This window comes from Campylobacter lari (genome assembly GCF_900638335.1).
In the GTDB taxonomy this organism is placed as follows: Bacteria; Campylobacterota; Campylobacteria; order Campylobacterales; family Campylobacteraceae; genus Campylobacter_D; species Campylobacter_D lari_E.
This window is the reverse complement of sequence record NZ_LR134508.1, coordinates 672,644-692,095: the sequence shown is the minus strand read 5'-3', so window position 1 is coordinate 692,095 and position 19,452 is coordinate 672,644. Positions and strand designations below refer to the sequence as shown.

The 19,452-nt window shown below is 29.7% G+C and carries 21 protein-coding genes; 7 read left to right on the top strand and 14 right to left on the bottom strand.

Annotated elements, in window-relative coordinates; genetic code table 11:
* Nucleotides 1–30: 30 nt before the first annotated feature.
* From EL235_RS03610 to EL235_RS03595, 4 genes are read right to left on the bottom strand one after another with little or no spacing between them, the layout of a single operon-like run.
* Nucleotides 31–633 carry a Crp/Fnr family transcriptional regulator gene (locus EL235_RS03610; protein WP_126340820.1) on the bottom strand — a complete coding sequence of 201 codons (603 nt, stop codon included), beginning with the start codon at nt 631–633 and terminating at the stop codon, nt 31–33.
* On the bottom strand, nt 626–2,449 hold the full coding sequence (gene recG / locus EL235_RS03605; RefSeq protein WP_126340819.1) for an ATP-dependent DNA helicase RecG: 1,824 nt from the start codon (nt 2,447–2,449) through the stop codon (nt 626–628). The genes EL235_RS03610 and recG overlap by 8 nt, the downstream gene beginning before the upstream one ends.
* Entirely contained in the window at nt 2,439–3,659 is a 1,221-nt protein-coding gene (locus tag EL235_RS03600) for a M16 family metallopeptidase (RefSeq protein WP_126340818.1), read from the bottom strand. The genes recG and EL235_RS03600 overlap by 11 nt, the downstream gene beginning before the upstream one ends.
* Complete coding sequence (locus tag EL235_RS03595) at nt 3,659–4,705, bottom strand: dehypoxanthine futalosine cyclase (protein WP_126340817.1); 1,047 nt, start codon at nt 4,703–4,705, stop codon at nt 3,659–3,661. Before EL235_RS03595 ends, EL235_RS03600 begins: the two co-directional genes overlap by 1 nt.
* A gap of 105 nt (nt 4,706–4,810) precedes the next feature.
* Here EL235_RS03595 and EL235_RS03590 point away from each other — a divergent pair, with 105 nt between their 5' ends.
* The gene (locus tag EL235_RS03590; RefSeq protein WP_039625931.1) at nt 4,811–6,004 is read left to right on the top strand and encodes an MFS transporter; all 1,194 of its coding nucleotides are present in this window, start codon (nt 4,811–4,813) and stop codon (nt 6,002–6,004) included.
* Here EL235_RS03590 and EL235_RS03585 read toward each other — a convergent pair.
* Both EL235_RS03585 and EL235_RS03580 read right to left on the bottom strand, forming a co-directional pair.
* A complete protein-coding gene (locus EL235_RS03585) occupies nt 6,001–6,783 on the bottom strand; it encodes a CheR family methyltransferase (RefSeq protein ID WP_114640266.1) in 783 nt (260 codons plus the stop codon). The two genes, EL235_RS03590 and EL235_RS03585, sit on opposite strands and share 4 nt — an antisense overlap.
* Before the next feature lie 9 nt (nt 6,784–6,792).
* A complete protein-coding gene (locus tag EL235_RS03580; protein WP_114640265.1) occupies nt 6,793–7,344 on the bottom strand; it encodes a CheB methylesterase domain-containing protein in 552 nt (183 codons plus the stop codon).
* Between the two features lie 142 nt (nt 7,345–7,486).
* On the opposite strand from EL235_RS03580, the gene rpiB reads away from it, so the two are divergent.
* From rpiB to ychF, 6 genes are read left to right on the top strand one after another with little or no spacing between them, the layout of a single operon-like run.
* Complete coding sequence (gene rpiB, locus EL235_RS03575) at nt 7,487–7,924, top strand: ribose 5-phosphate isomerase B (protein WP_039625927.1); 438 nt, start codon at nt 7,487–7,489, stop codon at nt 7,922–7,924.
* Nucleotides 7,921–8,253 carry a hypothetical protein gene (locus EL235_RS03570; RefSeq protein ID WP_039618138.1) on the top strand — a complete coding sequence of 111 codons (333 nt, stop codon included), beginning with the start codon at nt 7,921–7,923 and terminating at the stop codon, nt 8,251–8,253. Before rpiB ends, EL235_RS03570 begins: the two co-directional genes overlap by 4 nt.
* Nucleotides 8,250–8,789: an adenine phosphoribosyltransferase gene (gene apt, locus EL235_RS03565; protein WP_114640264.1), complete on the top strand. Its 540-nt coding sequence runs from the start codon at nt 8,250–8,252 to the stop codon at nt 8,787–8,789. Before EL235_RS03570 ends, apt begins: the two co-directional genes overlap by 4 nt.
* A gap of 1 nt (nt 8,790) precedes the next feature.
* Nucleotides 8,791–9,384, top strand: a complete 594-nt coding sequence (locus EL235_RS03560) for a DedA family protein (RefSeq protein WP_039625923.1) — start codon at nt 8,791–8,793, stop codon at nt 9,382–9,384.
* On the top strand, nt 9,381–10,832 hold the full coding sequence (locus EL235_RS03555; protein ID WP_126340816.1) for a leucyl aminopeptidase: 1,452 nt from the start codon (nt 9,381–9,383) through the stop codon (nt 10,830–10,832). The genes EL235_RS03560 and EL235_RS03555 overlap by 4 nt, the downstream gene beginning before the upstream one ends.
* Nucleotides 10,829–11,929: a redox-regulated ATPase YchF gene (gene ychF, locus EL235_RS03550; protein WP_126340815.1), complete on the top strand. Its 1,101-nt coding sequence runs from the start codon at nt 10,829–10,831 to the stop codon at nt 11,927–11,929. Before EL235_RS03555 ends, ychF begins: the two co-directional genes overlap by 4 nt.
* A 7-nt stretch (nt 11,930–11,936) precedes the next feature.
* Here ychF and EL235_RS07870 read toward each other — a convergent pair whose 3' ends face one another.
* The 8 genes from EL235_RS07870 to EL235_RS03515 form a co-directional block, all read right to left on the bottom strand.
* Nucleotides 11,937–12,653 carry a glycosyltransferase family protein gene (locus EL235_RS07870; protein ID WP_164717491.1) on the bottom strand — a complete coding sequence of 239 codons (717 nt, stop codon included), beginning with the start codon at nt 12,651–12,653 and terminating at the stop codon, nt 11,937–11,939.
* Nucleotides 12,654–12,671: 18 nt separating this feature from the next.
* Nucleotides 12,672–13,208: a hypothetical protein gene (locus EL235_RS07865; RefSeq protein ID WP_164717490.1), complete on the bottom strand. Its 537-nt coding sequence runs from the start codon at nt 13,206–13,208 to the stop codon at nt 12,672–12,674.
* Nucleotides 13,209–13,492: 284 nt separating this feature from the next.
* Nucleotides 13,493–14,197: a carboxy-S-adenosyl-L-methionine synthase CmoA gene (gene cmoA, locus EL235_RS03540; RefSeq protein WP_126340814.1), complete on the bottom strand. Its 705-nt coding sequence runs from the start codon at nt 14,195–14,197 to the stop codon at nt 13,493–13,495.
* Nucleotides 14,187–15,038 carry a bifunctional riboflavin kinase/FAD synthetase gene (locus tag EL235_RS03535; protein ID WP_126340813.1) on the bottom strand — a complete coding sequence of 284 codons (852 nt, stop codon included), beginning with the start codon at nt 15,036–15,038 and terminating at the stop codon, nt 14,187–14,189. The genes cmoA and EL235_RS03535 overlap by 11 nt, the downstream gene beginning before the upstream one ends.
* Entirely contained in the window at nt 15,004–15,726 is a 723-nt protein-coding gene (gene tlyA, locus EL235_RS03530; protein ID WP_126341191.1) for a 23S rRNA (cytidine-2'-O)-methyltransferase TlyA, read from the bottom strand. Before tlyA ends, EL235_RS03535 begins: the two co-directional genes overlap by 35 nt.
* Nucleotides 15,716–17,671, bottom strand: coding sequence for an NAD-dependent DNA ligase LigA (ligA, locus tag EL235_RS03525; protein ID WP_126341190.1), 1,956 nt, complete (start codon nt 17,669–17,671; stop codon nt 15,716–15,718). The genes tlyA and ligA overlap by 11 nt, the downstream gene beginning before the upstream one ends.
* On the bottom strand, nt 17,671–18,816 hold the full coding sequence (folP, locus tag EL235_RS03520; protein WP_126340812.1) for a dihydropteroate synthase: 1,146 nt from the start codon (nt 18,814–18,816) through the stop codon (nt 17,671–17,673). Before folP ends, ligA begins: the two co-directional genes overlap by 1 nt.
* On the bottom strand, nt 18,803–19,414 hold the full coding sequence (locus EL235_RS03515) for a DNA polymerase III subunit delta' (protein WP_047208781.1): 612 nt from the start codon (nt 19,412–19,414) through the stop codon (nt 18,803–18,805). The genes folP and EL235_RS03515 overlap by 14 nt, the downstream gene beginning before the upstream one ends.
* Between the last annotated feature and the right edge of the window lie 38 nt (nt 19,415–19,452).

Sequence of the window (19,452 nt, the reverse complement as noted above, 5' to 3'; positions counted from 1 at the left end):
CTTTAAATACAATATTGTAACAAATAAGACTTAAAAAGACTTAATTAAATTTTGCATTTTTTCTTTATTTAAAATTGCTATTTTACCTTTATTTGTACAAATAAGCTCATTTTGTTTTAATTCTTTCAAAAAACGCGACAAAGATTCTGGGGGTAAATTCAAAATCACAGCGATTTCTTTTTGCTTTAAATTTTGTAATTTTTCCTCATTTTCTAGCAAAAAGTTAATTAATCTTGACTTTAAATCCAAAGATTTTTGTCTAATAAAATTTTCTAAAATTCGAATTTTACCAATTAAAGAAGTCAAAAGCAAAAAACTAAATTCCCCATTTTCTAAGCATAATTTTTTAAATTCATCAAAATCAAAAACACAAATTTCACAATCTTGCTCACAAATAGCATTAGCTGGATAATTAATGCCTTCAAACACAGGCATTTCAGCTATAAAATTTACCGGAGTTAAAGTGTGAAGTGTTAATTCAAAACCTTTTGCATTTACCTTATATATACGCACTTTTCCACTTAATAAAATATAAATTTTATTTGCTTTTTCACCTTGAAAAAATAAAATATTTCCTTTCTTAAAATACTTTTTTTCACCTTTTGAGACTAAAATTTCAAAATGTTTATCCATTTTCTTTTTCCATATTTTTAATACTTTCTTTTGCTCTTACAACTAATTCTTCATCATCTGCAAAATCAAAAAATTTAAAATGATTGCCATGCTGCACTCTACCATCTAGCAAATCCCCGCTTAGCCTATTTTTCAAATCAAGTTCAGCTATTTTAAATCCATCTAGAGTTTTAGCAAATTCAAGCAAACGACTTGGAATTTCTTTTTGCTTAGTGTATAAATAGCAAAAGCTTTCAAGCCCTACTCTACCTACTCTACCTCGAAGTTGATGTAAAGTAGCAAGCCCTAACCTCTCAGCTCCAACAACAACAATCACACTAAGTCTTGGTAAAGAAATTCCCACTTCAACCACCGTTGTAGAAAGCAAAATAGTACCTTTTTCTCTAAATTCTTGTAAAATTTGATCTTTATTTTTATCTTTTCCATGGGTTACATAAACATTTTTGTATTTGTTTATCCAGTATCCTTGTGCTTGTTCTAATGATAAATAATCTATATTTTCACTTTCATTTACCAAAGGATAAATAATAATCACTTGGTGATTTTTAGCTAGTTCATCATCGATTTTTTTAAGTAAATATTTAAAATCTTTATCTTGTATGCAAAAAGTCTTAATGTCTTTTTTAAAAGGCATTTGTTTGATAAAACTAAAATTTACAAGCTCACTTTGTATCATAGAAAGTGTTCTTGGTATAGGCGTAGCAGAAAATTGCACGATATGTGGAGCATATTGAGAGTTTTTACTAAGCTCACTTATTTTTTGTCTTTGATTAGAACCAAAGCGGTGTTGCTCATCTATCATCACTAAAGTTGCTTCAAATTCTTCTTGATGAATGAGTGCATGTGTGCCTATGATAAAATGAGCTTGTTCTTTTAATTTTGCTAAATCTTTATCTTTTTTACCACCTTTTAAAAGCAATACATTAACAAAACTAGGTAAAAGTCTTTTTGCTTCATAATAAATTTGCTCTGCTAATATACTGGTTGGAGCCATTAAAATAGCCTTTTTAGGATATACTAGCAAACTTGCAGCAAGTATAACCAAAGTCTTGCCACAACCCACATCGCCCATTACCACACGCCTTTTAGCAACTTTACTTTGCAAGTCTTTTTTAATATCTTCTATTGCTAAAAGCTGATCATTTGTAGGGTTAAATTCTAAACCCTTAAGCCAAGAGCTTATATCAAAAAGTTCTATTTTATAAGCATTTTGAGATATTTTTTTACCCTTTAAACGCCTTAAATGATTAAAAATTTCTATATATTTTAAATCTTTAACTATGGTATTAAAATTTTCATAAAGAATTAAATCATCATAATTGTGCAAATTTAAAAGCAAATTAATATATTTTTGTTCTAAATTTAATGCATTTAAGTTAGCTTCATTAACATATTTTATAATAAGTTTTTTTATGCTTTCATCTTTAATAGAGCTAATTTGGTATTTAGGGATTATTTGACCTATATTTTTTACTATTTTTGGGTTTATAAACTGCCAAATTCCATTAAAAAAATTCATCTTTGCATGAATACAAACCAAAGCATTATGTTTAAAAATTTTAAAATGCCATTTATTAGGATGAAAAATCACTATATTTGCTTTTATACCCCATTCTAAACATTCACAAAGCATAAAAAGCTGAGAGTAGTGATTTTGTGTGCTAATGATTTTTACATTTTGGGTACAAAATGCATCTTTTGGAAACTTTGAAATTCTAAAATCATCAAATTTTTTAGGTAAAATCAAAGCCAAATCGATACAATTTTTAACCCCTAAAGCATGAAGTAGTTTTAAATCCTTTTCTTCAACTTTCATTTTCTATACTTGCAAAACTCACTTTTGTAATTTCACTATGTGCTTTGATAAAGTCATTTAATTCATCTAAAGTAGTGTTTTTGATCTTTTGCATTTCTTCTTTTAAATTTCCAAGTTTTAAACCATGCAAATATTCATTTAGCATTATATCTAGTCTTTTAGCCAAGCTTTCATACCTTAATGGCATAGAGCCTACTAAAAATTGCTTAGCCAATTGAAATTCTTTTTCATTTACTCCATTTTGGATAAAGTTTTCAAAAACTTCCTTAACTAAAGTTTTAGCCTCATTAGAGCTTTCATTTTTAGTTTGCAAATACCCAAAAACTCTACTATAATTTAAATTTACATCAAGCATAGCATATGCTGAATATGCCAAGCCTCTTTTCACACGCACTTCTTCCATCAAACGCGAACCAAAACCACCTTGACCCAAGATAAACAAAGTAAGTTTAGCTAAATACATTTTTTCATCATTAATTTGTATATTAAATGGAGAGCAAAAGTATATATAAGCTTGCTCAGTGCTTTTTTGCTCACTTACTTCTATACTCTCTTCAATGAGTTTGTAATTTTTGTTTTGATTTGGGGTGTTTCTTTTTAAAATTTGGCAAATTTTTTCTGTTTTAACTTTCACTTCATCTTCTTTAACATCTCCACCAAAGACAAACAAAGCATTATCAAGTACTAAATTTTCATTCATAAAATCTTGCAATTCTTTTAAGCTAATCTTTTCTATGCTTTCTTTAGTTCCATCAAGACCACTAGAAAAAATTTCATCTTTAAAAACATTCTTATTTAAAAGTCTTTTTGCTTGGTAATCATAATCAGTATTTAAACTTGCAAGCTCACCTAAAGCTAAAGTTTTTAATCTTTGTAAGATTTTTTCATCAAAACGCACATTTAAAAACAGCTCTTGTAGTTTTTCTAAAGCAAAATCAAAATGTTCTTTCAAACACTTAATACTAATTTGAAAATGCTCAAAACTAGCCTTAGTATAAAGCTCTATAGCACGGTATTCTAAGCTTTTAAAAAACTCATCACTACTTCCTTCATTTAAAAGCCTAGCAAGCATACTTGCACAACCTCTATTGTTTTTTTCTGCTATTTTTCCACTATTTTTAAAAATAAGCTTGAAAAATAGCACAGGAAGCTCATTTTCATACTCATATATTATGTCTATTTTAGTATTATTGAAGCTTAAATTTAACATTAAAACCTTTCTAAAATATTATAAGCTGTATCACGTTTAGCAGGTAATTCCCCTATATCTTTTATAAGTTCTATCATTTGTTCTTGATTCATTCTATATTTTGCACCAGCTGCAGCTACGACATTTTCTTCCATCATTGTTGAACCTAAATCATTTGCACCAAACTTTAAAGCAAGTTGACCTATTAAAGAACCTTGTGTTACCCATGAGCTTTGTAAATTTTTAAAATTATCCAAATAAAGTCTTGCTAAAGCTAACAATCTTAGATATCTATTAGAACTTTGCTTGATAATTTCAGGATGTTTTTTAATCAAAGGAGTATTTTCGCTTTGAAATGACCATAAAATAAAAGCTCTAAAGCCATTTGTTTTATCTTGTAAATTTCTTAAATGATCAAAATGTTCGATGATTTCCTCATCATTTTCAACCGTACCAAACATCATAGTAGCGGTACTTTTCATGCCTATATTATGCGCACTCTCATGCACTCTAAGCCAAGTAGCTGTGTCACATTTGTGTGGTGCTATAATATCTCTTACCCTATCGCTTAATACTTCAGCACCCGCTCCAGGTATAGAAAAAAGTCCTTTAGCTTGTAATCTTTTTAAAACCTCTTCGATAGAAATTTTAGAAACTCTTGCTATATAAGCTATCTCTACTGCTGAAAAACCATGCACGGTAATAGTAGGATAATTAGTTTTTATGTAAACAAGTAAGTCTTCATACCATTCTATTTTAAGTTTTGGATGCACTCCACCTTGAAATAAAATTTGCGTTCCACCTATAGCTTGTAATTCTTCTATTTTTTGCCCTATTTCTTCGTATTTTAAAATATAAGAATCATCATCTTTTTCTTTTCTACAAAAAGCACAAAAATCACAATCAATACAACAAATATTTGTATAATTTATATTTCTATCTACCACAAAAGTAGTTATTTTTTCAGGGTGAAGCTCTAATTTTTTCTCATATGCCATTGCACCTAGTTCGTATAAAGGTGCGTTTTGGAGTAAATTTAACGCTTCTTTTTTGCTTAATCTATTCATTATTAACCTTTTTTATAAAAAAGAATTATTATAGCATTTAAATGTAAAATAATCTTAAAAACGCTATAATCAAGCCCTTTGATTTCATATATTCATAGGATGTTCATGACTTATAGGTCTTTACTTAAAAATAATAAAACTTTTCGCCTTTTAGCAACAATACAATTTATAAGTTATTTTGGTGCATGGTTTTCTCAAGTGGGTGTTTTTACCCTTTTAACCAAAGAACTCCAAGCGCCTGCAAATATTATAGGTTTTTCGGCTATTTTTGTTTTTTTACCTTCTATTATACTTGCACCTATAAATGGAGTTATAGTAGATAGATTTAAACCTAAGAATTTATTACTAACAATGATTAGTATTGAGATGATTTCTATTTTTATGCTAATTTTTGTAAATTCTTTAGCTATGCTTTGGTTTTTATACTTTTTAACCTTTGTACGTATGGCGGTTGCAAGTATGTATTTTCAAACAGAAATGTCGGTTTTACCTAAAATTTTAACCCCACAAGAACTAAAACTTGGCAATGAGCTTCATAGTATTATATGGGCTGTATCATATGCCTTAGGTATGGGTGCAGCAGGACTTTTTATAGATCTTTTTGGAGTAAAGCCAGCTTTTATAGCCGATACTTTAATGCTGTTTTGCGCCATGCTTATACTTAAAACTTTAATCTTACCCGATGAAAAAAACACAACACAAAATAATCTTTTTATACTAATCAAAGAAGGTTTAGCTTATGTATTTAGCAATAAAAAAATCATTCATTTAATTTTGCTTCATGGGGTTGTAGGGATAACTGCTTATGATGTTTTAATCACACTTTTAGCTGAATATGAATACGCAAAAGTTATTTCTATACCTTTAGCTATAGGAATTTCTAATGCTATAAGAGCTATATCTTTACTCATAGGTCCTTATGTGCTTAGTCCTTATATTAACAAAAATACTTTAGTGTATTTATACTTAGCACAAGGCATAGGTATCATGCTTTGGGCTTGCTTGCAATTTAACTTTTATCTTGCCTTCATAGGCTTAGTGATGGCTGGTTTTTGCACTTCATCTTTATGGAGCTATACGTATACACTTTTACAAAATGATTGTGATAAAAGATACTATGGTAGAGTAATTGCCTATAATGATATGGTGTATTTAACTTTTAGCGCGATTATTGCTTTTTCAACAGGATATTTATTTGAATTTTATGGAGTAAAATTAAGCCATTTTACTTTTAGCTTGGGAGTGTGTTTTATCTTTGCAGCAATTTATTGGTGGTGGTTTAATAAAAAATATAATTAATCCACCTTAGAATAATAAACCCCACCTGCTGAAAAATTCTTATCAAAATAAGCTGTTTCAGGAACAAGATCTGATTTACCAGGATAAATTCTGCCCTCTCTATTTAATATCTTATAAAAACGCTCCATAAGTCTTATTTTGAAATCTTGATCAAAATATATCATCATATTTCTTGAAAAAATCACATCAAATTTTCCGAGTTTAAATAAAGAATCATCAAAAACATTACAAAGCTCAAAACGACATCTACAAGCTAGAGTTTCTTTTTTAAGATGATACATTCTATCTTTTATATCAAAATAACGCGTTTTTTGCATAGTGTTTAATCTAGCCACCGAGCGTTCTGAATATATCATTTCATTACACTTATCTATCATTTTTTTATTGATATCTATACCAACTATATTCATACCCTTAATGAAATTCTCACTTGCTAAAATAGCTAAAGAATACACTTCCTCGCCACTTGAGCATGGAGCACAAAGTACATTTACAGGTCGATCAAGAGATTTGATATAAAAAATAACATCTTTTAATTGTTCTAATTCTCTAAAAAAATAAGTCTCACAAACTGTAATAAAATCCATAGTTTCTTGCTTTAAATTTCTTTGAAACTGCACTTTTTCATTTAATTCACTAAGGCTATTTAAGCCTAGTTCTTGTAAAAACTTTGGAAGTTTTATAAGTAAAATATCTCGTTTGGTACTTAAATTATTTCCACTAATTTGTTCTACTATTTTCACAAAATCGTGCATTTCATTTTCTGCGATTTTTATCATCTTTTCTTCCTATGATTTAATAAAATTAACTATTTCTTTTTTAAGTTCCAACAAACTCATGGGTTTTAAATTTGGATTAGTATCTCTAGCTTTTTTAGGCATACCATATACTATAGAGTCTGCTTCGTTTTCACATAAACATCTCACTCCTGCCTTATACAACTCGAATAAAGATTTAGCTCCATCATCACCCATTCCTGTCATAATCAAAGCTAAAATTTTATTATATTTACAAAGATTTACAGCTGAATAAAACAAAACATCCACTCCTGGATTAAAACTACTTGCTTCTTCAGTGATATTTAGCACTGGAGTATTATTTCCACTTAAAACCATATTTCTTTGACATATATAAATTTTACTTTTAAGAACTTCCCTATCGCTTGGTATTAATACATCACTTAAAGCTTCTTTGTTAAACTGGTTTACAAAAGAAGGGATAAAAGCTGGGTTCATGTGCTGAGCAATTACTACAGCACAATCTTTAAGCTCTATATCATTTAGTAAAAACTTTAGTTGGCTTGGACCACCAGTAGAAGAACCAATTAATATAAGCTTCATTTTTCACCTTAAATAATTATTATCATTATATCAAATAAATATTTGAAAACATCAAAAAATAAATTATATACTAAGAAAGAAAAATTTTAATTAAATATGATAAAATAAATACTTTAAATTTTAACGATAAAGTGATTATTAAATGCTAAGAGAAAAAATTTACATAGCAAGCGATCATGCTGGTTTTGTTTTAAAACAAGAGATTATCAATTTTTTACAAGAAAAAAATATAAACTTTGAAGATTTGGGACCTTTTAGTGAGGATCGTTGTGATTATCCTGATTATGCACATTTATTAAGCTCTAAAATTGATGAAAATAGTTTTGGAGTTTTAGTATGTGGTTCAGGTGTTGGTATGAGTATAGCAGCAAATCGCCACAAAAATATACGCTGTGCTTTATGCAACGAACCTTTAAGCGCTAAACTCTCAAGAGAACACAACGACGCAAATGTTTTAGCTTTAGGAGCTAGATTGATCGGAATAGATATGGCTTTTGAAATTATCTCAAATTTTATTAATACTTCTTTTAGCGGTGGAAGACATTGTGTGCGAATTAACAAAATAGAGGTAAAATCATGATTTTAAGTTGGCTTGTATTAACTGTATTAATTTGTGTTAGTATTTATATGACTATTATGCTACTTTACTATAAAACATTACTCCACAAGGAAAAAGTGGCAAAAGAATTTATAAAAAACAATCTTGATGATACTGAAATAGTCATTAGAAAATTACAAGTACAGCTTCAAAGAAGTTTAGGTAATATTGATATTCTAACCGAAGAATTAAATAAAAGCAAAGCAGATTTAACATCTCTTAGAACAAGAAATTCACAATATCGTATTGAAAATGAAAAATTAAGACAAAGAATTAAAGAATTAGAAGCAAAAATCGAGGCATTATTATGATAAAAGAACAAGATAAGAAATATTTATTAGATAGCATTAGAGCTATAAAAGATTTTCCAAAAGAAGGGATTATTTTTAGAGATATCACAACTTTATTAAACAATAAAGAAGCATTTGCTTTTTTAATGGATCATTTGGTTGAAAAATATCAAAATGCAAAGCTTGATTATATTGTTGGTATAGAAAGTAGAGGTTTTATTTTTGGAGCTGCGCTAAGTGCTAGATTAAAACTTCCTTTTGTACCTATAAGAAAACCCGGAAAACTACCTTCAAAATGCTTACAAGAATCTTATAGCTTAGAATATGGTAGTGATACTATAGAAATTCATATTGATGCTTTTAATAATCAAAAAGCAAATGTTTTACTTATAGATGATCTTATCGCTACAGGCGGTACAGCAATAGCTGCTGTTAAATTAATAGAAAAACTCAATGCAAAATGTATTGAAGCTTGTTTTTTACTAGAATTAAAAGATCTTGATGGGGCTAAAGAACTAGCCAAATTAACTTCTGTTTATAGTGTTTTAGAGGTATAAAATGGAAGAATTTTTAAAACAACTTTTATATGATTATAAAAATTGGGCTTATATCATCGTGTTTTTATGGTGTATACTTGAGGGAGAATTAGCACTGATTTTAGCAGGTATTTTTGCACACGAAGGACATGTAAATTTAGGCCTTATAATCTTCATAGCAGGTTTAGGTGGTTTTGTAGGCGATCAAATATATTTTTACATAGGAAGATATAATAAAAAATACATTCAGAAAAAACTTCGCACCCAAAGGCGTAAATTTGCCATAGCGCATTTACTTTTACAGCGTTTTGGCTGGCCTATTATTTTCATACAAAGATACATGTATGGTTTTAGAACTATTATACCTATGAGTATAGGATTAACACGCTATAGTGCTAAAAAATTTGCTTTTATTAATCTCATTAGTGCTTGGGCTTGGGCTGCTATAACTATTTTACTTGCTTGGTTTTTTGGAAAAGAAATTTGGCTAGCTGTTGAATGGGCTGGAGATCATTGGTATTTTGCAGTACCTATTATAGCTTGTTTTTTACTTGCTCTATTTTTAGGTATGAAACAAATGGAAAAATCTATACTTAGAAAAAGGACTCATAAATGATTTTTAATTTTAAAGAAGAAAAAATTAATTCTATAAATGCTGACTTTGAGATCATTTTAATACAAGATAAAAAGATAGAAAAATATACTCAAAGTCAAGAACTTTTTAAACTTTCAAACTATAAAGGCGAAGGAGTTTGTATAGATATGCAAAATAAAATCCTTTATAGTGAACTTAAAAGCTTAGAATATGAAGATATAAGGTCTGCTTTTGCAAGTGCTTATAAAGCTTTAAAAAAACTTGAAATTCAAAATATTAAAACAAAAAGTGTTGTAGGAAAATGTGTAGTAAATAGTTTTAATGCTTTGATTCAAGGATTTATTTTTGGTGCTTATGAATTTAATAAATATAAAAAAGAAAAAACTCCAAGTAAGTTAGAAAATATTTATATATCACAGGAGGAAATTAACAATAAAACTTACAATCTTGAAGAAGCGTATATAGGAATTAATTATGGAAAAATTTTTTCTAATGCTTGTGATTTTGCAAAGAATATTGTTAATGAAATTCCTCAAGTTTATACTCCAACTAAAATGGCTGAAGATGCTATAAATTTAAGCAAAAACGATCCTAAAATTTCATGCCAAATTTATGAAAAAGATTTTTTAGAACAAGAAAAAATGCAAGCATTTTTAGCAGTAAATCGTGCTTCAGTGCACCCTCCAAAACTCATTCATCTTTCTTACAAACCACAAAATCCAAAAATGAAAGTAGTGTTTGTAGGCAAAGGATTAACTTATGATAGTGGTGGACTTAGTTTAAAACCTGCTGATTATATGCTAACAATGAAATCAGACAAAAGTGGCGGTGCAGCTGTAATGGCTATTATCAAAGGCGCAAGCGAATTAAACCTTGATATAGAAGTGCATTCTATCATAGGTGCAACTGAGAATATGATAGGTGGAAATGCTTATAAGCCTGATGATATACTTATTTCAAGAGAAGGTGTGAGCATAGAGGTTAAAAATACCGATGCAGAAGGAAGATTAGTTTTAGCAGATTGTCTTTCACTTGCTCAAGATCTAAAACCTGATTTATTAATAGATCTTGCTACTCTAACTGGAGCTTGCGTGGTAGGACTTGGAGAATACACTAGTGCTATCATGGGAAATAATGAAGATTTACAAAACGAATTTTATAAAGTAAGCAAAAAAAGTGGGGATTTGGCTACTATTTTACATTTTAACCCACATTTAAAAGAGCTTATAAAATCAAATATAGCAGATGTTAGCAATACCTCTTCAAGTCGTTATGGTGGAGCTATTACAGCGGGGTTATTTTTAAATTCTTTCATTAGAGAAGAATACAAAGACAAATGGCTACATTTAGACATCGCAGGGCCAGCTTATTTAGAAAAAGCTTGGGGTTATCACAGTTTTGGCGCAACTGGAGCTGGGGTTAGAATGTGCCTTTCATATTTACTTTATCTTTCAAGGAAACAAAAATGAGTTTATCAGTTGGTATAGTAGGACTTCCAAATGTTGGAAAATCCACAACTTTTAACGCACTAACAAGAGCACAAAATGCAGAAAGTGCAAATTATCCATTTTGCACCATAGAACCAAACAAAGCAGTCGTTCCTGTGCCAGATCATCGCTTAAAAGAGCTAGCAAAAATCGTTAATCCACAAAAAATTATACGCTCAAATATTGAATTTGTTGATATAGCAGGCTTAGTAGCTGGCGCTAGCAAAGGTGAGGGTTTGGGTAATAAATTTTTATCTAACATACGTGAAACAGAAATGATTTTACACATCGTGCGTTGTTTTGATGATGAGAATATTACACATGTTGCAGGTAGCGTTGATCCCGTGCGTGATGTGCAAATCATAGAAACAGAGCTTATACTAGCAGACATAGAGCAACTTAGTAAAAAAATAGAAAAACTCGCCAAAGGCGTAAAGGCTAATGAAAAAGGTGCAAAAGAAAGCTTAGCTTTAGCCAATGAGCTTTTAGAGCATTTAAATCAAAATAACAGTGCAAGTTCTTTCTCAAATAAAAATGAAGTCTATCATGCTCTTATAAAAGAACTAAGATTGCTTTCAGCTAAAGAAGTGATATATGGGGCAAATGTAGATGAGAACTCACTTTTAGAAGATAATGATTTTGTAAAAGATCTTAAAGAATTCGCAGCAAAATCAGGCCATGAAGTTATCAAGCTTTGTTCTAAAATAGAAGAGGAAATGATAGCTTTAAGTGATGAAGAAAACTACGAATTTTTAAAATCTTTGGGGGTTGAGCGTAGCGGGCTTGAAGTAGTTATACGCACAGCTTTTTCAAAACTTAATTTGATAAGTTATTTTACAGCAGGTCAAATAGAAGTTAGATCATGGACCATACAAAGAGGTTGGAAAGCACCAAAAGCTGCGAGCGTGATCCACAATGACTTTGAAAAAGGTTTTATCAAAGCTGAAGTGATTTCTTATGAGGATTATATTGCATGCAAAGGCGAAAATGGCGCTAAAGAAGCAGGAAAACTACGCCTTGAAGGAAAGGATTATATCGTACAAGATGGCGATGTAATGCATTTTAGATTCAATGTTTGAAATAATCTCAAGCATTGAATTGATTTTTTAGTAAATTTTGGATTTTTTTCTTAACATCTTTACCATTTATAAGAGTTATTAAATTTGCTCTTGGCCAAAAACAACTTTTTTGATTTTCAAATTTACCCCATCGCCAATCAAATCTAGGCGCCAAAAGCACTATAGTAGGTATATTTAATGCTAAAGTTAAATGCGCTATTGCACTATCTATACTTATCATACAATCTATATCTTTTAAATTCTCTAAGGTATCACTCCAATTTTTTAATCTTACACCCCTATTTTCAACTTCTTTAGGCAAAACCAATCCTTCTATACCATCTATTTGAAAAGACATAATTTTATAATTTAATTTACTTAAAGTATTAAATAAAAACACAAAGTCAATATTTCGTAGTAAATCTGAATTTACAGCATTTGGAGTAAACCAAAAAATTCCTATTTTTTTAATTTTATTATTTGGTTTTTCCAAGGCAATAATTGGTGTTCTTAATTTAGAAATTTCATCTAATTTAATATCACAAAACAAAGGTAAAGAGCAAATTGGTATAGCATAATCAAATTCACTCGGAAAATCTTTTAAAATTTTCAAATTAGTAAAAAAATTATTTTGTTTATTAAGCTCTTTAAGTTGATTTTTAAACATTTCATACATAGCACTTTGCGGAGCAAATAGAACTTTAGAAGCTATTTGACATAGTTTTTCTAAACACCTAGCATACATTATAGTATCACCAAAACCTTACTCACAAAATACTAAGATTTCTTTATCTTTAAAAGCTTGCACCCCATATTTATTAAAGGCTTGTATAGTTTTATTGTAATGATAAGGTGAAAAAGTTTCATTATGGGCATAAAAAAGCCTACTTTCATACAGTCTTTTACCTTCTTCAAAATTATTATTTTCCCCCATACGCATTAGCAAATACGCTAAGTCAAACTGATAAGTTGCATGTGGATGTAAACTTAAAGCTTTTTGGTATGCATCATACGCTTCTTGGTAATTTAAACTAAGTTCTAAAGTTTTTGCGTAATTTTGCCAAAATTGTGCATTATTTTGATTATATTCACATAAACTTTCGTATAACTTCAAAGATTCCTCCAATCTTAAAAGCTTAAACAGCAAATACGCCTTTTGGGGTAAAATCTTTGTGTTTAAATATTCATATATTTTAACTACAGTTAAATTTTCTCGTGTTTTTTCTTGCAATCTATCTTGTAGGTTATTTGTATTTATGATTTTTTCTACTAATTTTCCATCTTGCAATTGCTCTATCATAGTTTGAGCGAAAACACAGAGTTCATTATGAGCTTGTAATGCTTTTGCAAAAAAAGAATTTTTTAGTAAAGAAAATATTACTATTGCTATTAATATAACTATTTGAAATAGATGAATTTAAAGAAGTAAATTTAGTTTGGGATTTTTCAATCCCCCCCGCCCGTGTAAATCATATAATTAAGCATTGTTTTTCCTTATATTTAACTAATTTTAATTAATTATTCTAGCAAATATTATACCAAAATTTACATAAAATATAAATTCATAAGAATTAGATATCTTACTCATTTAAAAGCTACAAAAGTTTCAAAATTTACCCACTTAAAAACACTTTCTACTTTAGAAAATCCTGCTTTTTTAAGCATAGTTATATTTTCATTTTGAGTATAAGGTATGAGGACATTTTCCAAAGCTTCTCTTTTAGTGGAAATTTCTAGCTTGCTATAACCTTGCTCTAGTTTATATTGCTCATAAATTTGTATCATTTTTTTAGCTATTTTTACATCTTCATATAGAATTTTTTCACTAAACACAAACATACCATTTTCATTTAGGTTTTGATAGATTTTATCAACCAACTCTTGTCTTTTAGGTGGGCGGATAAATTGCAAAGTATAAGTAGCTATAAAAACATCATTTTTAAAAAAGTCAAAATCATCTAAATTTTTTTGATAAAATTCCACCCTAGCTCCAAAGGCTTGGCATTTGTTTTTGGCGATCTCTAACATAGCATTAGCTTCATCAACCCCGCTTAAAAGAAAATCTTTTCTTTTTTCATAAAGTGCAAGCAATAAACTAGCCGTAGAACAGCCCAGATCACAAATTTTTGCATTTTGTGGAGCAAAATGATCGATGAGTTCGACTATGAGTTTTAAATTTTGCGTATAAAAAGGTACAGACCTTGAAACCATATCATCAAAAACGCTTGCTACGCTTTTATCAAATTCAAATTGTTTTTCTAAAGGTTTTTTAAAAATTTCATCTTTCATTTAATTTTCCTAAAATTTCTTTTGCTTTGCTAATATCTTTGCTAATTTGAGCTTTTAATAAAACTAAGTCATTAAATTTCTCATTAGCTCTTATATAGTCAATAAAACTTAGCTCCACTGACTTTGCTTTTGTATTTGTGAAATTTACATCTAAAATATGCGTTTCTAAAGCAAAATTTTCATCAGTAGATCTTATACCTATAAAACTTACACTATGATAACTTTTATTTTCAATTTTTACCAAAGTCGCATATACGCCATCTTTAGGTAAAAAGAAATCTTTTGCATATAAATTTAAAGTCGCAAAAAGTTCTTTGGCACCTATGCCTTGACCTTTGATGATGCTTGCTTGTATATTATAAAACCTACCTAGAAAGTTTTTAGCTTCTTTGACCTTAGCTTCTTTGAGTAAGGTTTTAATCATACTTGTATGCACACTTTTGTTTTGAATTTTAAACTCATCTACGATGATGGTATTTATATCACAAAGGCTTTGTATATCTTTAGCACTACATTTTCTTTCTTTACCAAATTTAAAATCATAGCCCACGATGATTTTTTTTAGTTTGGGAAATTCTTGCTTTAAAAGCTTTAAAAAATCCTCGCCTTTATAGTCTTTAATTTTATCAAAATCACAAAAAATCAAAGGAAAATCAACTAAAGTTATTCTAAAATCTTTGGGCGTTAGGGCTTCTTTTTCCTCTTTAGTGATGATAAATAAGGCTCCATTGTCATCTAGGTGCTTAAAAAGCTCAAAATGTCCCAAATGCATACCATCAAAACGTCCTATAGCCAAGCTTGTGATTTTAGTTTTTTCTATAGGCATAGAAAAACTCAACATTACCTTCTTTTCCTTTTAAGTGCGACTCTTGATTTACTTGTAAGATCCAGCCAAGATTTGCACAAGCTTTTTCAAAGCTTTCTTTGGCAGTTTTAATAGCTTTAGCATCTTTTACTACTCCATTTTTATCGCGTTTAGCATTTTTACCTACTTCAAATTGAGGTTTAAAAAGTAAGATGATAAGATCTTTAGCAAGTTTATCTATATAAAAAATCAAATGCGTTAAAGATATAAAACTCACATCACAAGTGATAACATCATATAAAATTTCACTTTTAAACTCACGCAAATCGGTGTTTTCACAAATTTGGATATTTTCTAAATTTCTTAAGCTTTTATGAAGTTGGTTAGAACCTACATCTAAAGCTGTGATGTGTTTAGCATTATTTTGATGTAAAATTTGCACAAAGCCTCCAGTCGATGAGCCTATATCTAAACAAATTTTATCTTTTATAGCAAATGTATGCTCTTGTAAAAAATGCTTAAGTTTAAAAGCAGCTCTACTTACAAAAAGCTCTTCTAAAAGTGTGAGTTTTAAACTCTCATCTTCTAAAGGATTTAAAGATGTGATTTTAAAAGAAGTTTTTTTAAACTCACCATTGAGTAAAATTTGCTTGTTTTCTATAAGCTCACAAGCTTTATTGCGAGAAATGTTTAACTTTGCACTCACAAAAACATCATACCTCATCATCACCGCCTAAGAGGTCGTTAAATTCAGCCTCATCAATACATTTAACTCCTAAGCTTTGAGCCTTTTCAAGCTTTGAGCCTGCTTCGCTTCCATATAATACAAAGTCCGTTTTTTTAGACACACTTGAACTTACTTTTGCTCCAAAGCTTTCGATTAGTTCTTTAAAATAATCACGTGGTTTACTTAAAGTACCTGTAATAACAAAGGTTTTATTAGAAATATTTTCATTTATAATAAGCTCTTTTTTCTCATCTTCTAAATGCAAAATTTCATAAAAATGCTGAATGCGGTTTGCATTGACATGAGTAAATTCTTCTAAGCTTTTAGCCATTTGCTCGCCAAAACCTTCTAAATTTGCATAAGCTTCATAACTTTGCATAAACCATTCAAAGCCAAAAGATTGTGCTAGCTTTTTAGCTGCTACTTCTCCAATATGCTCTATACCTAAAGCAGTGATAAACCTTGATAAAGAACATTTTTTTGCATTTTCAATAGCACTTAAAAGATTATTGATTTTTTTCTCTTTAAAACCTTCTAAGCCTTCAAAATCACTGTATTTTAAGAAAAATATACTTTCTATATTAGTGATTTTTCCTTCTTTAAATAAAAGCTCGACGATATTTTCTCCAAGGCCGTCTATATTTAAACACTTTTTAGATACAAAATGTATAATGGAATTTACAAGCCTTGCTTTGCAGTCTAAGTTTTGGCATTTTAAAAAAGCACCCTCATCCAAAAGCTCACTAAAGCACTCAGGGCAAAGAGTTGGTTTGGTAATTTGGCTTTCTAAGCCATCACGCCTTTGAGTAAAAACTTTAGTGATTTTAGGTATAACATCGCCACTTCTTATCACACTTACACTATCGCCTATCATCACTCCAAGTCTAGCTATCTCATCAAAATTATGCAAGGTTGCAGACTTTACTACAACCCCATCTAAATTTACAGGCTCTAAAACCGCCACAGGAGTGATTACCCCACTTCTTCCGACTTGTAAATTAACCCCAAGCAAGGTTGTAGTTTTTTCCAAAGCAGGAAACTTAAATGCAGCCATAAATTTTGGAAATTTCACGGTATAACCCAAAAGCTTACAATGAGCTAAATCATCTACCCTTACAACCATACCATCCATCATCATAGGTTTTTGATCTCTTTTTTCTAAAAGCTCATGATATTTTTCTAAAACCTCATCTAAAGTTTTCACACAAAAAACAAAATCATCTTTTAAAAAACCAAGACTTCTTATAAATTCCATCACTTCAGAGTGCTTGCTAAATTTTAAAGAATTCTCCCCCACTCCCCAAGGATAAAATTTTAAATTTCTTTCTTTTGTAATGCTTGTATCAAGCTGTCTTAAAGAGCCACTTGCTGCGTTGCGTGGATTTGCAAATAAACTTAAACCATCTTTGGCTCTTTTTTCATTGATTTTTTCAAAATCTTCTTTTAAAATCACTACTTCGCCACGAATTTCTATCTTGTCTTTATAAGGAATTTTTTGAGGTATGTTAGATATTTCTTTTACATTTAAAGTAATATCCTCGCCTATTTCGCCATCGCCTCTTGTAGCACCGCTGATTAAAATACCATTTTCATAGGTAAGATTTAAACTCGCCCCATCAAATTTAGGTTCTATGAAAAAATTAAACTCACATTTAGCTCTTTTTGCCCAAGCTCTAAGCTCAGCTTCATCAAAAACATCTTCCATAGACCACATTTTTGCACTGTGTGCAAGTTTATAAAACTCACTTTGTATAGTCGGGGCAATATTTTGCGTAGGAGAATCTTTAGAAATCTTTTCTTGATGAAGCGTTTCAAATGCTTTTAACTCTCTTATAAGTTTATCGTATTCTTCATCGCTTGCTAAAGGCTCATCATCTTCATAATAGGCCCTCATCCATTCTTTTGCTAATTTTACCTTTTCTAAATACTCTTGATAAGTCATCATTGCTCCAAAGAAAGTTCATCCATAGCTTTTGCAAGTTCAAACATTTGCTTATGTTCATACACATCATGTGCTCTTATAATGCTTGCACCATTTTTGAAAGCCTCCAAATGCAAATAAAGTGTACCAGCTAGCCTTTGCTCAACGCTTGAATTAAAATAAGCATTTATCATACTTTTCCTACTAGCTCCGATTAAAAGCTCTTTTTCAAAGCGTAAAAAATGCTCTAAGTGTTTGATTAACATCATATTATGCCAAGGACTTTTACCAAAACCAATGCCAACATCTAAAACCACATCTTCTAAACCAAGCTCACTTAATCTTTCTAGTTTTTGAGCAAAAAAATCATCAAGCTCAGCGAGTACATCTTCATAATGTGGGCTATCTTGCATATTTTGTGGGGTATTTTGTATATGCATGAGTGTGTAAGTGGCTTTGTATTTTAAAGCTAGTTTGGCTAAATTTTCATTTTTAAACCCAGTAATATCATTAATAAGCTTAAAGCCTTTATTTAAAGCATATTCTAAACAATACTCATCAAAGCTATCTAAACTAAAAATACATTTTTCATAAAGTTTTTCTCTATAAATTAAATCTAGGGTATTTTTTAAACGCTTAAACTCTTCTTCTTTCCCACAATACACACTACCAGGTCTTGAAGAAACCGCACCTATATCTATATAATCAGCCCCTTGAGAGATCATAAGTTCGATTTTTTCTAAAACTTCATTTTCTTTAACCCTACTTTGAGCATTAAAACTATCTTCATTGATATTAATCACACCCATAATTTTTGCATATTTGGGTTTAGCGAAATTAGACTTTAAAAATAGTGCTAAATTTTTAAGTTTAAAATCTTGTAATTTTTCTTTTTCTATAAGCTTTTTGACTTGATCTTGCGTTACCATAAGTAAGGCATTAGTATGTTCTTTACCTAGTATAACTTCTTTATGTGTTACAAGCTCAGCTCCAACTCTTAGTGCATCTTGCTTGAGTATATTTGCAGCAGGCGCTCTTAACTCTTTAATAAGAAAAAAATGAATTTGAGTTTTTTCACTCATAATTTTCTCACCCGCTTTGTGTGGTTTTATATATTTAGAAATTTGTTCAAAGTCTGTGTTAGGATTGATTTTAATGATTTTCATTTTTTCTCTCGTGTAAAATTAAAGCTATGGTACTTAGTAAAATAGTTGGCTTTGCATTTAATTTAGCTAACTCATAAGCTTTGTAGAAAAATTCGATTTCTTCATCGTTTAATTTTATATCTTGTTTAAAGCACTCATGGCTTAAAGCACTAATTAGCTCTAAACACTCATGCTTGTCTATATTTTCATATTGTTTTAATAATGAAGCAATTTGAGCAAGATCTATTTTTTTAAGATCTAAATTTAAAGATATTTTTTCTTTTTGAATTTTATGCTTTTCTACGATAAATCTTGAAAGTATAGTAGGCAAAAAAACATTTTTTGAAGGAGCTACGATGATAAAATATACATTTTTTGGTGGCTCTTCAAAAAGCTTTAGTAAAAAATTTTGCGCTTCTTCACGAAAAGATCTAGCTAGTATAACAATGATTTTAGCCTGCGCTTCAGCTACATAGCTTTCTTTCATAATAGCTTTTGCGGTTGCTTGAGCGTTTTTATCATAGGTTAAGTCATTTAGTCTTAATTCTAAGTCAGGATTTTTAGGTATGAAAAATTTAAGATTTTTTGCTCCATATTCTTCTGTGAGCTTTTCTTGCATTAGCTCAAAATCATTATGAATAATGATTTTATTTCTTA

What these genes read in the sequence shown, in the direction of transcription:
- EL235_RS03515 (WP_047208781.1), bottom strand. Translation starts at nt 19,414, where the DNA reads ATGCAAGAAAAGCTCACAGAAGAATATGGAGCAAAAAATCTTAAATTT.
- EL235_RS07865 (WP_164717490.1), bottom strand. Translation starts at nt 13,208, where the DNA reads ATGATAGAGCAATTGCAAGATGGAAAATTAGTAGAAAAAATCATAAAT.
- EL235_RS03600 (WP_126340818.1), bottom strand. Translation starts at nt 3,659, where the DNA reads ATGTTAAATTTAAGCTTCAATAATACTAAAATAGACATAATATATGAG.
- cmoA (WP_126340814.1), bottom strand. Translation starts at nt 14,197, where the DNA reads ATGAAAGATGAAATTTTTAAAAAACCTTTAGAAAAACAATTTGAATTT.
- recG (WP_126340819.1), bottom strand. Translation starts at nt 2,449, where the DNA reads ATGAAAGTTGAAGAAAAGGATTTAAAACTACTTCATGCTTTAGGGGTT.
- EL235_RS03560 (WP_039625923.1), top strand. Translation starts at nt 8,791, where the DNA reads ATGGAAGAATTTTTAAAACAACTTTTATATGATTATAAAAATTGGGCT.
- EL235_RS03580 (WP_114640265.1), bottom strand. Translation starts at nt 7,344, where the DNA reads ATGAAGCTTATATTAATTGGTTCTTCTACTGGTGGTCCAAGCCAACTA.
- ychF (WP_126340815.1), top strand. Translation starts at nt 10,829, where the DNA reads ATGAGTTTATCAGTTGGTATAGTAGGACTTCCAAATGTTGGAAAATCC.
- EL235_RS03570 (WP_039618138.1), top strand. Translation starts at nt 7,921, where the DNA reads ATGATTTTAAGTTGGCTTGTATTAACTGTATTAATTTGTGTTAGTATT.
- EL235_RS03585 (WP_114640266.1), bottom strand. Translation starts at nt 6,783, where the DNA reads ATGATAAAAATCGCAGAAAATGAAATGCACGATTTTGTGAAAATAGTA.
- EL235_RS03610 (WP_126340820.1), bottom strand. Translation starts at nt 633, where the DNA reads ATGGATAAACATTTTGAAATTTTAGTCTCAAAAGGTGAAAAAAAGTAT.
- apt (WP_114640264.1), top strand. Translation starts at nt 8,250, where the DNA reads ATGATAAAAGAACAAGATAAGAAATATTTATTAGATAGCATTAGAGCT.
- EL235_RS03595 (WP_126340817.1), bottom strand. Translation starts at nt 4,705, where the DNA reads ATGAATAGATTAAGCAAAAAAGAAGCGTTAAATTTACTCCAAAACGCA.
- folP (WP_126340812.1), bottom strand. Translation starts at nt 18,816, where the DNA reads ATGAAAATCATTAAAATCAATCCTAACACAGACTTTGAACAAATTTCT.
- EL235_RS03555 (WP_126340816.1), top strand. Translation starts at nt 9,381, where the DNA reads ATGATTTTTAATTTTAAAGAAGAAAAAATTAATTCTATAAATGCTGAC.
- EL235_RS03590 (WP_039625931.1), top strand. Translation starts at nt 4,811, where the DNA reads ATGACTTATAGGTCTTTACTTAAAAATAATAAAACTTTTCGCCTTTTA.
- EL235_RS07870 (WP_164717491.1), bottom strand. Translation starts at nt 12,653, where the DNA reads ATGTATGCTAGGTGTTTAGAAAAACTATGTCAAATAGCTTCTAAAGTT.
- ligA (WP_126341190.1), bottom strand. Translation starts at nt 17,671, where the DNA reads ATGACTTATCAAGAGTATTTAGAAAAGGTAAAATTAGCAAAAGAATGG.
- tlyA (WP_126341191.1), bottom strand. Translation starts at nt 15,726, where the DNA reads ATGAGGTATGATGTTTTTGTGAGTGCAAAGTTAAACATTTCTCGCAAT.
- rpiB (WP_039625927.1), top strand. Translation starts at nt 7,487, where the DNA reads ATGCTAAGAGAAAAAATTTACATAGCAAGCGATCATGCTGGTTTTGTT.
- EL235_RS03535 (WP_126340813.1), bottom strand. Translation starts at nt 15,038, where the DNA reads ATGTTGAGTTTTTCTATGCCTATAGAAAAAACTAAAATCACAAGCTTG.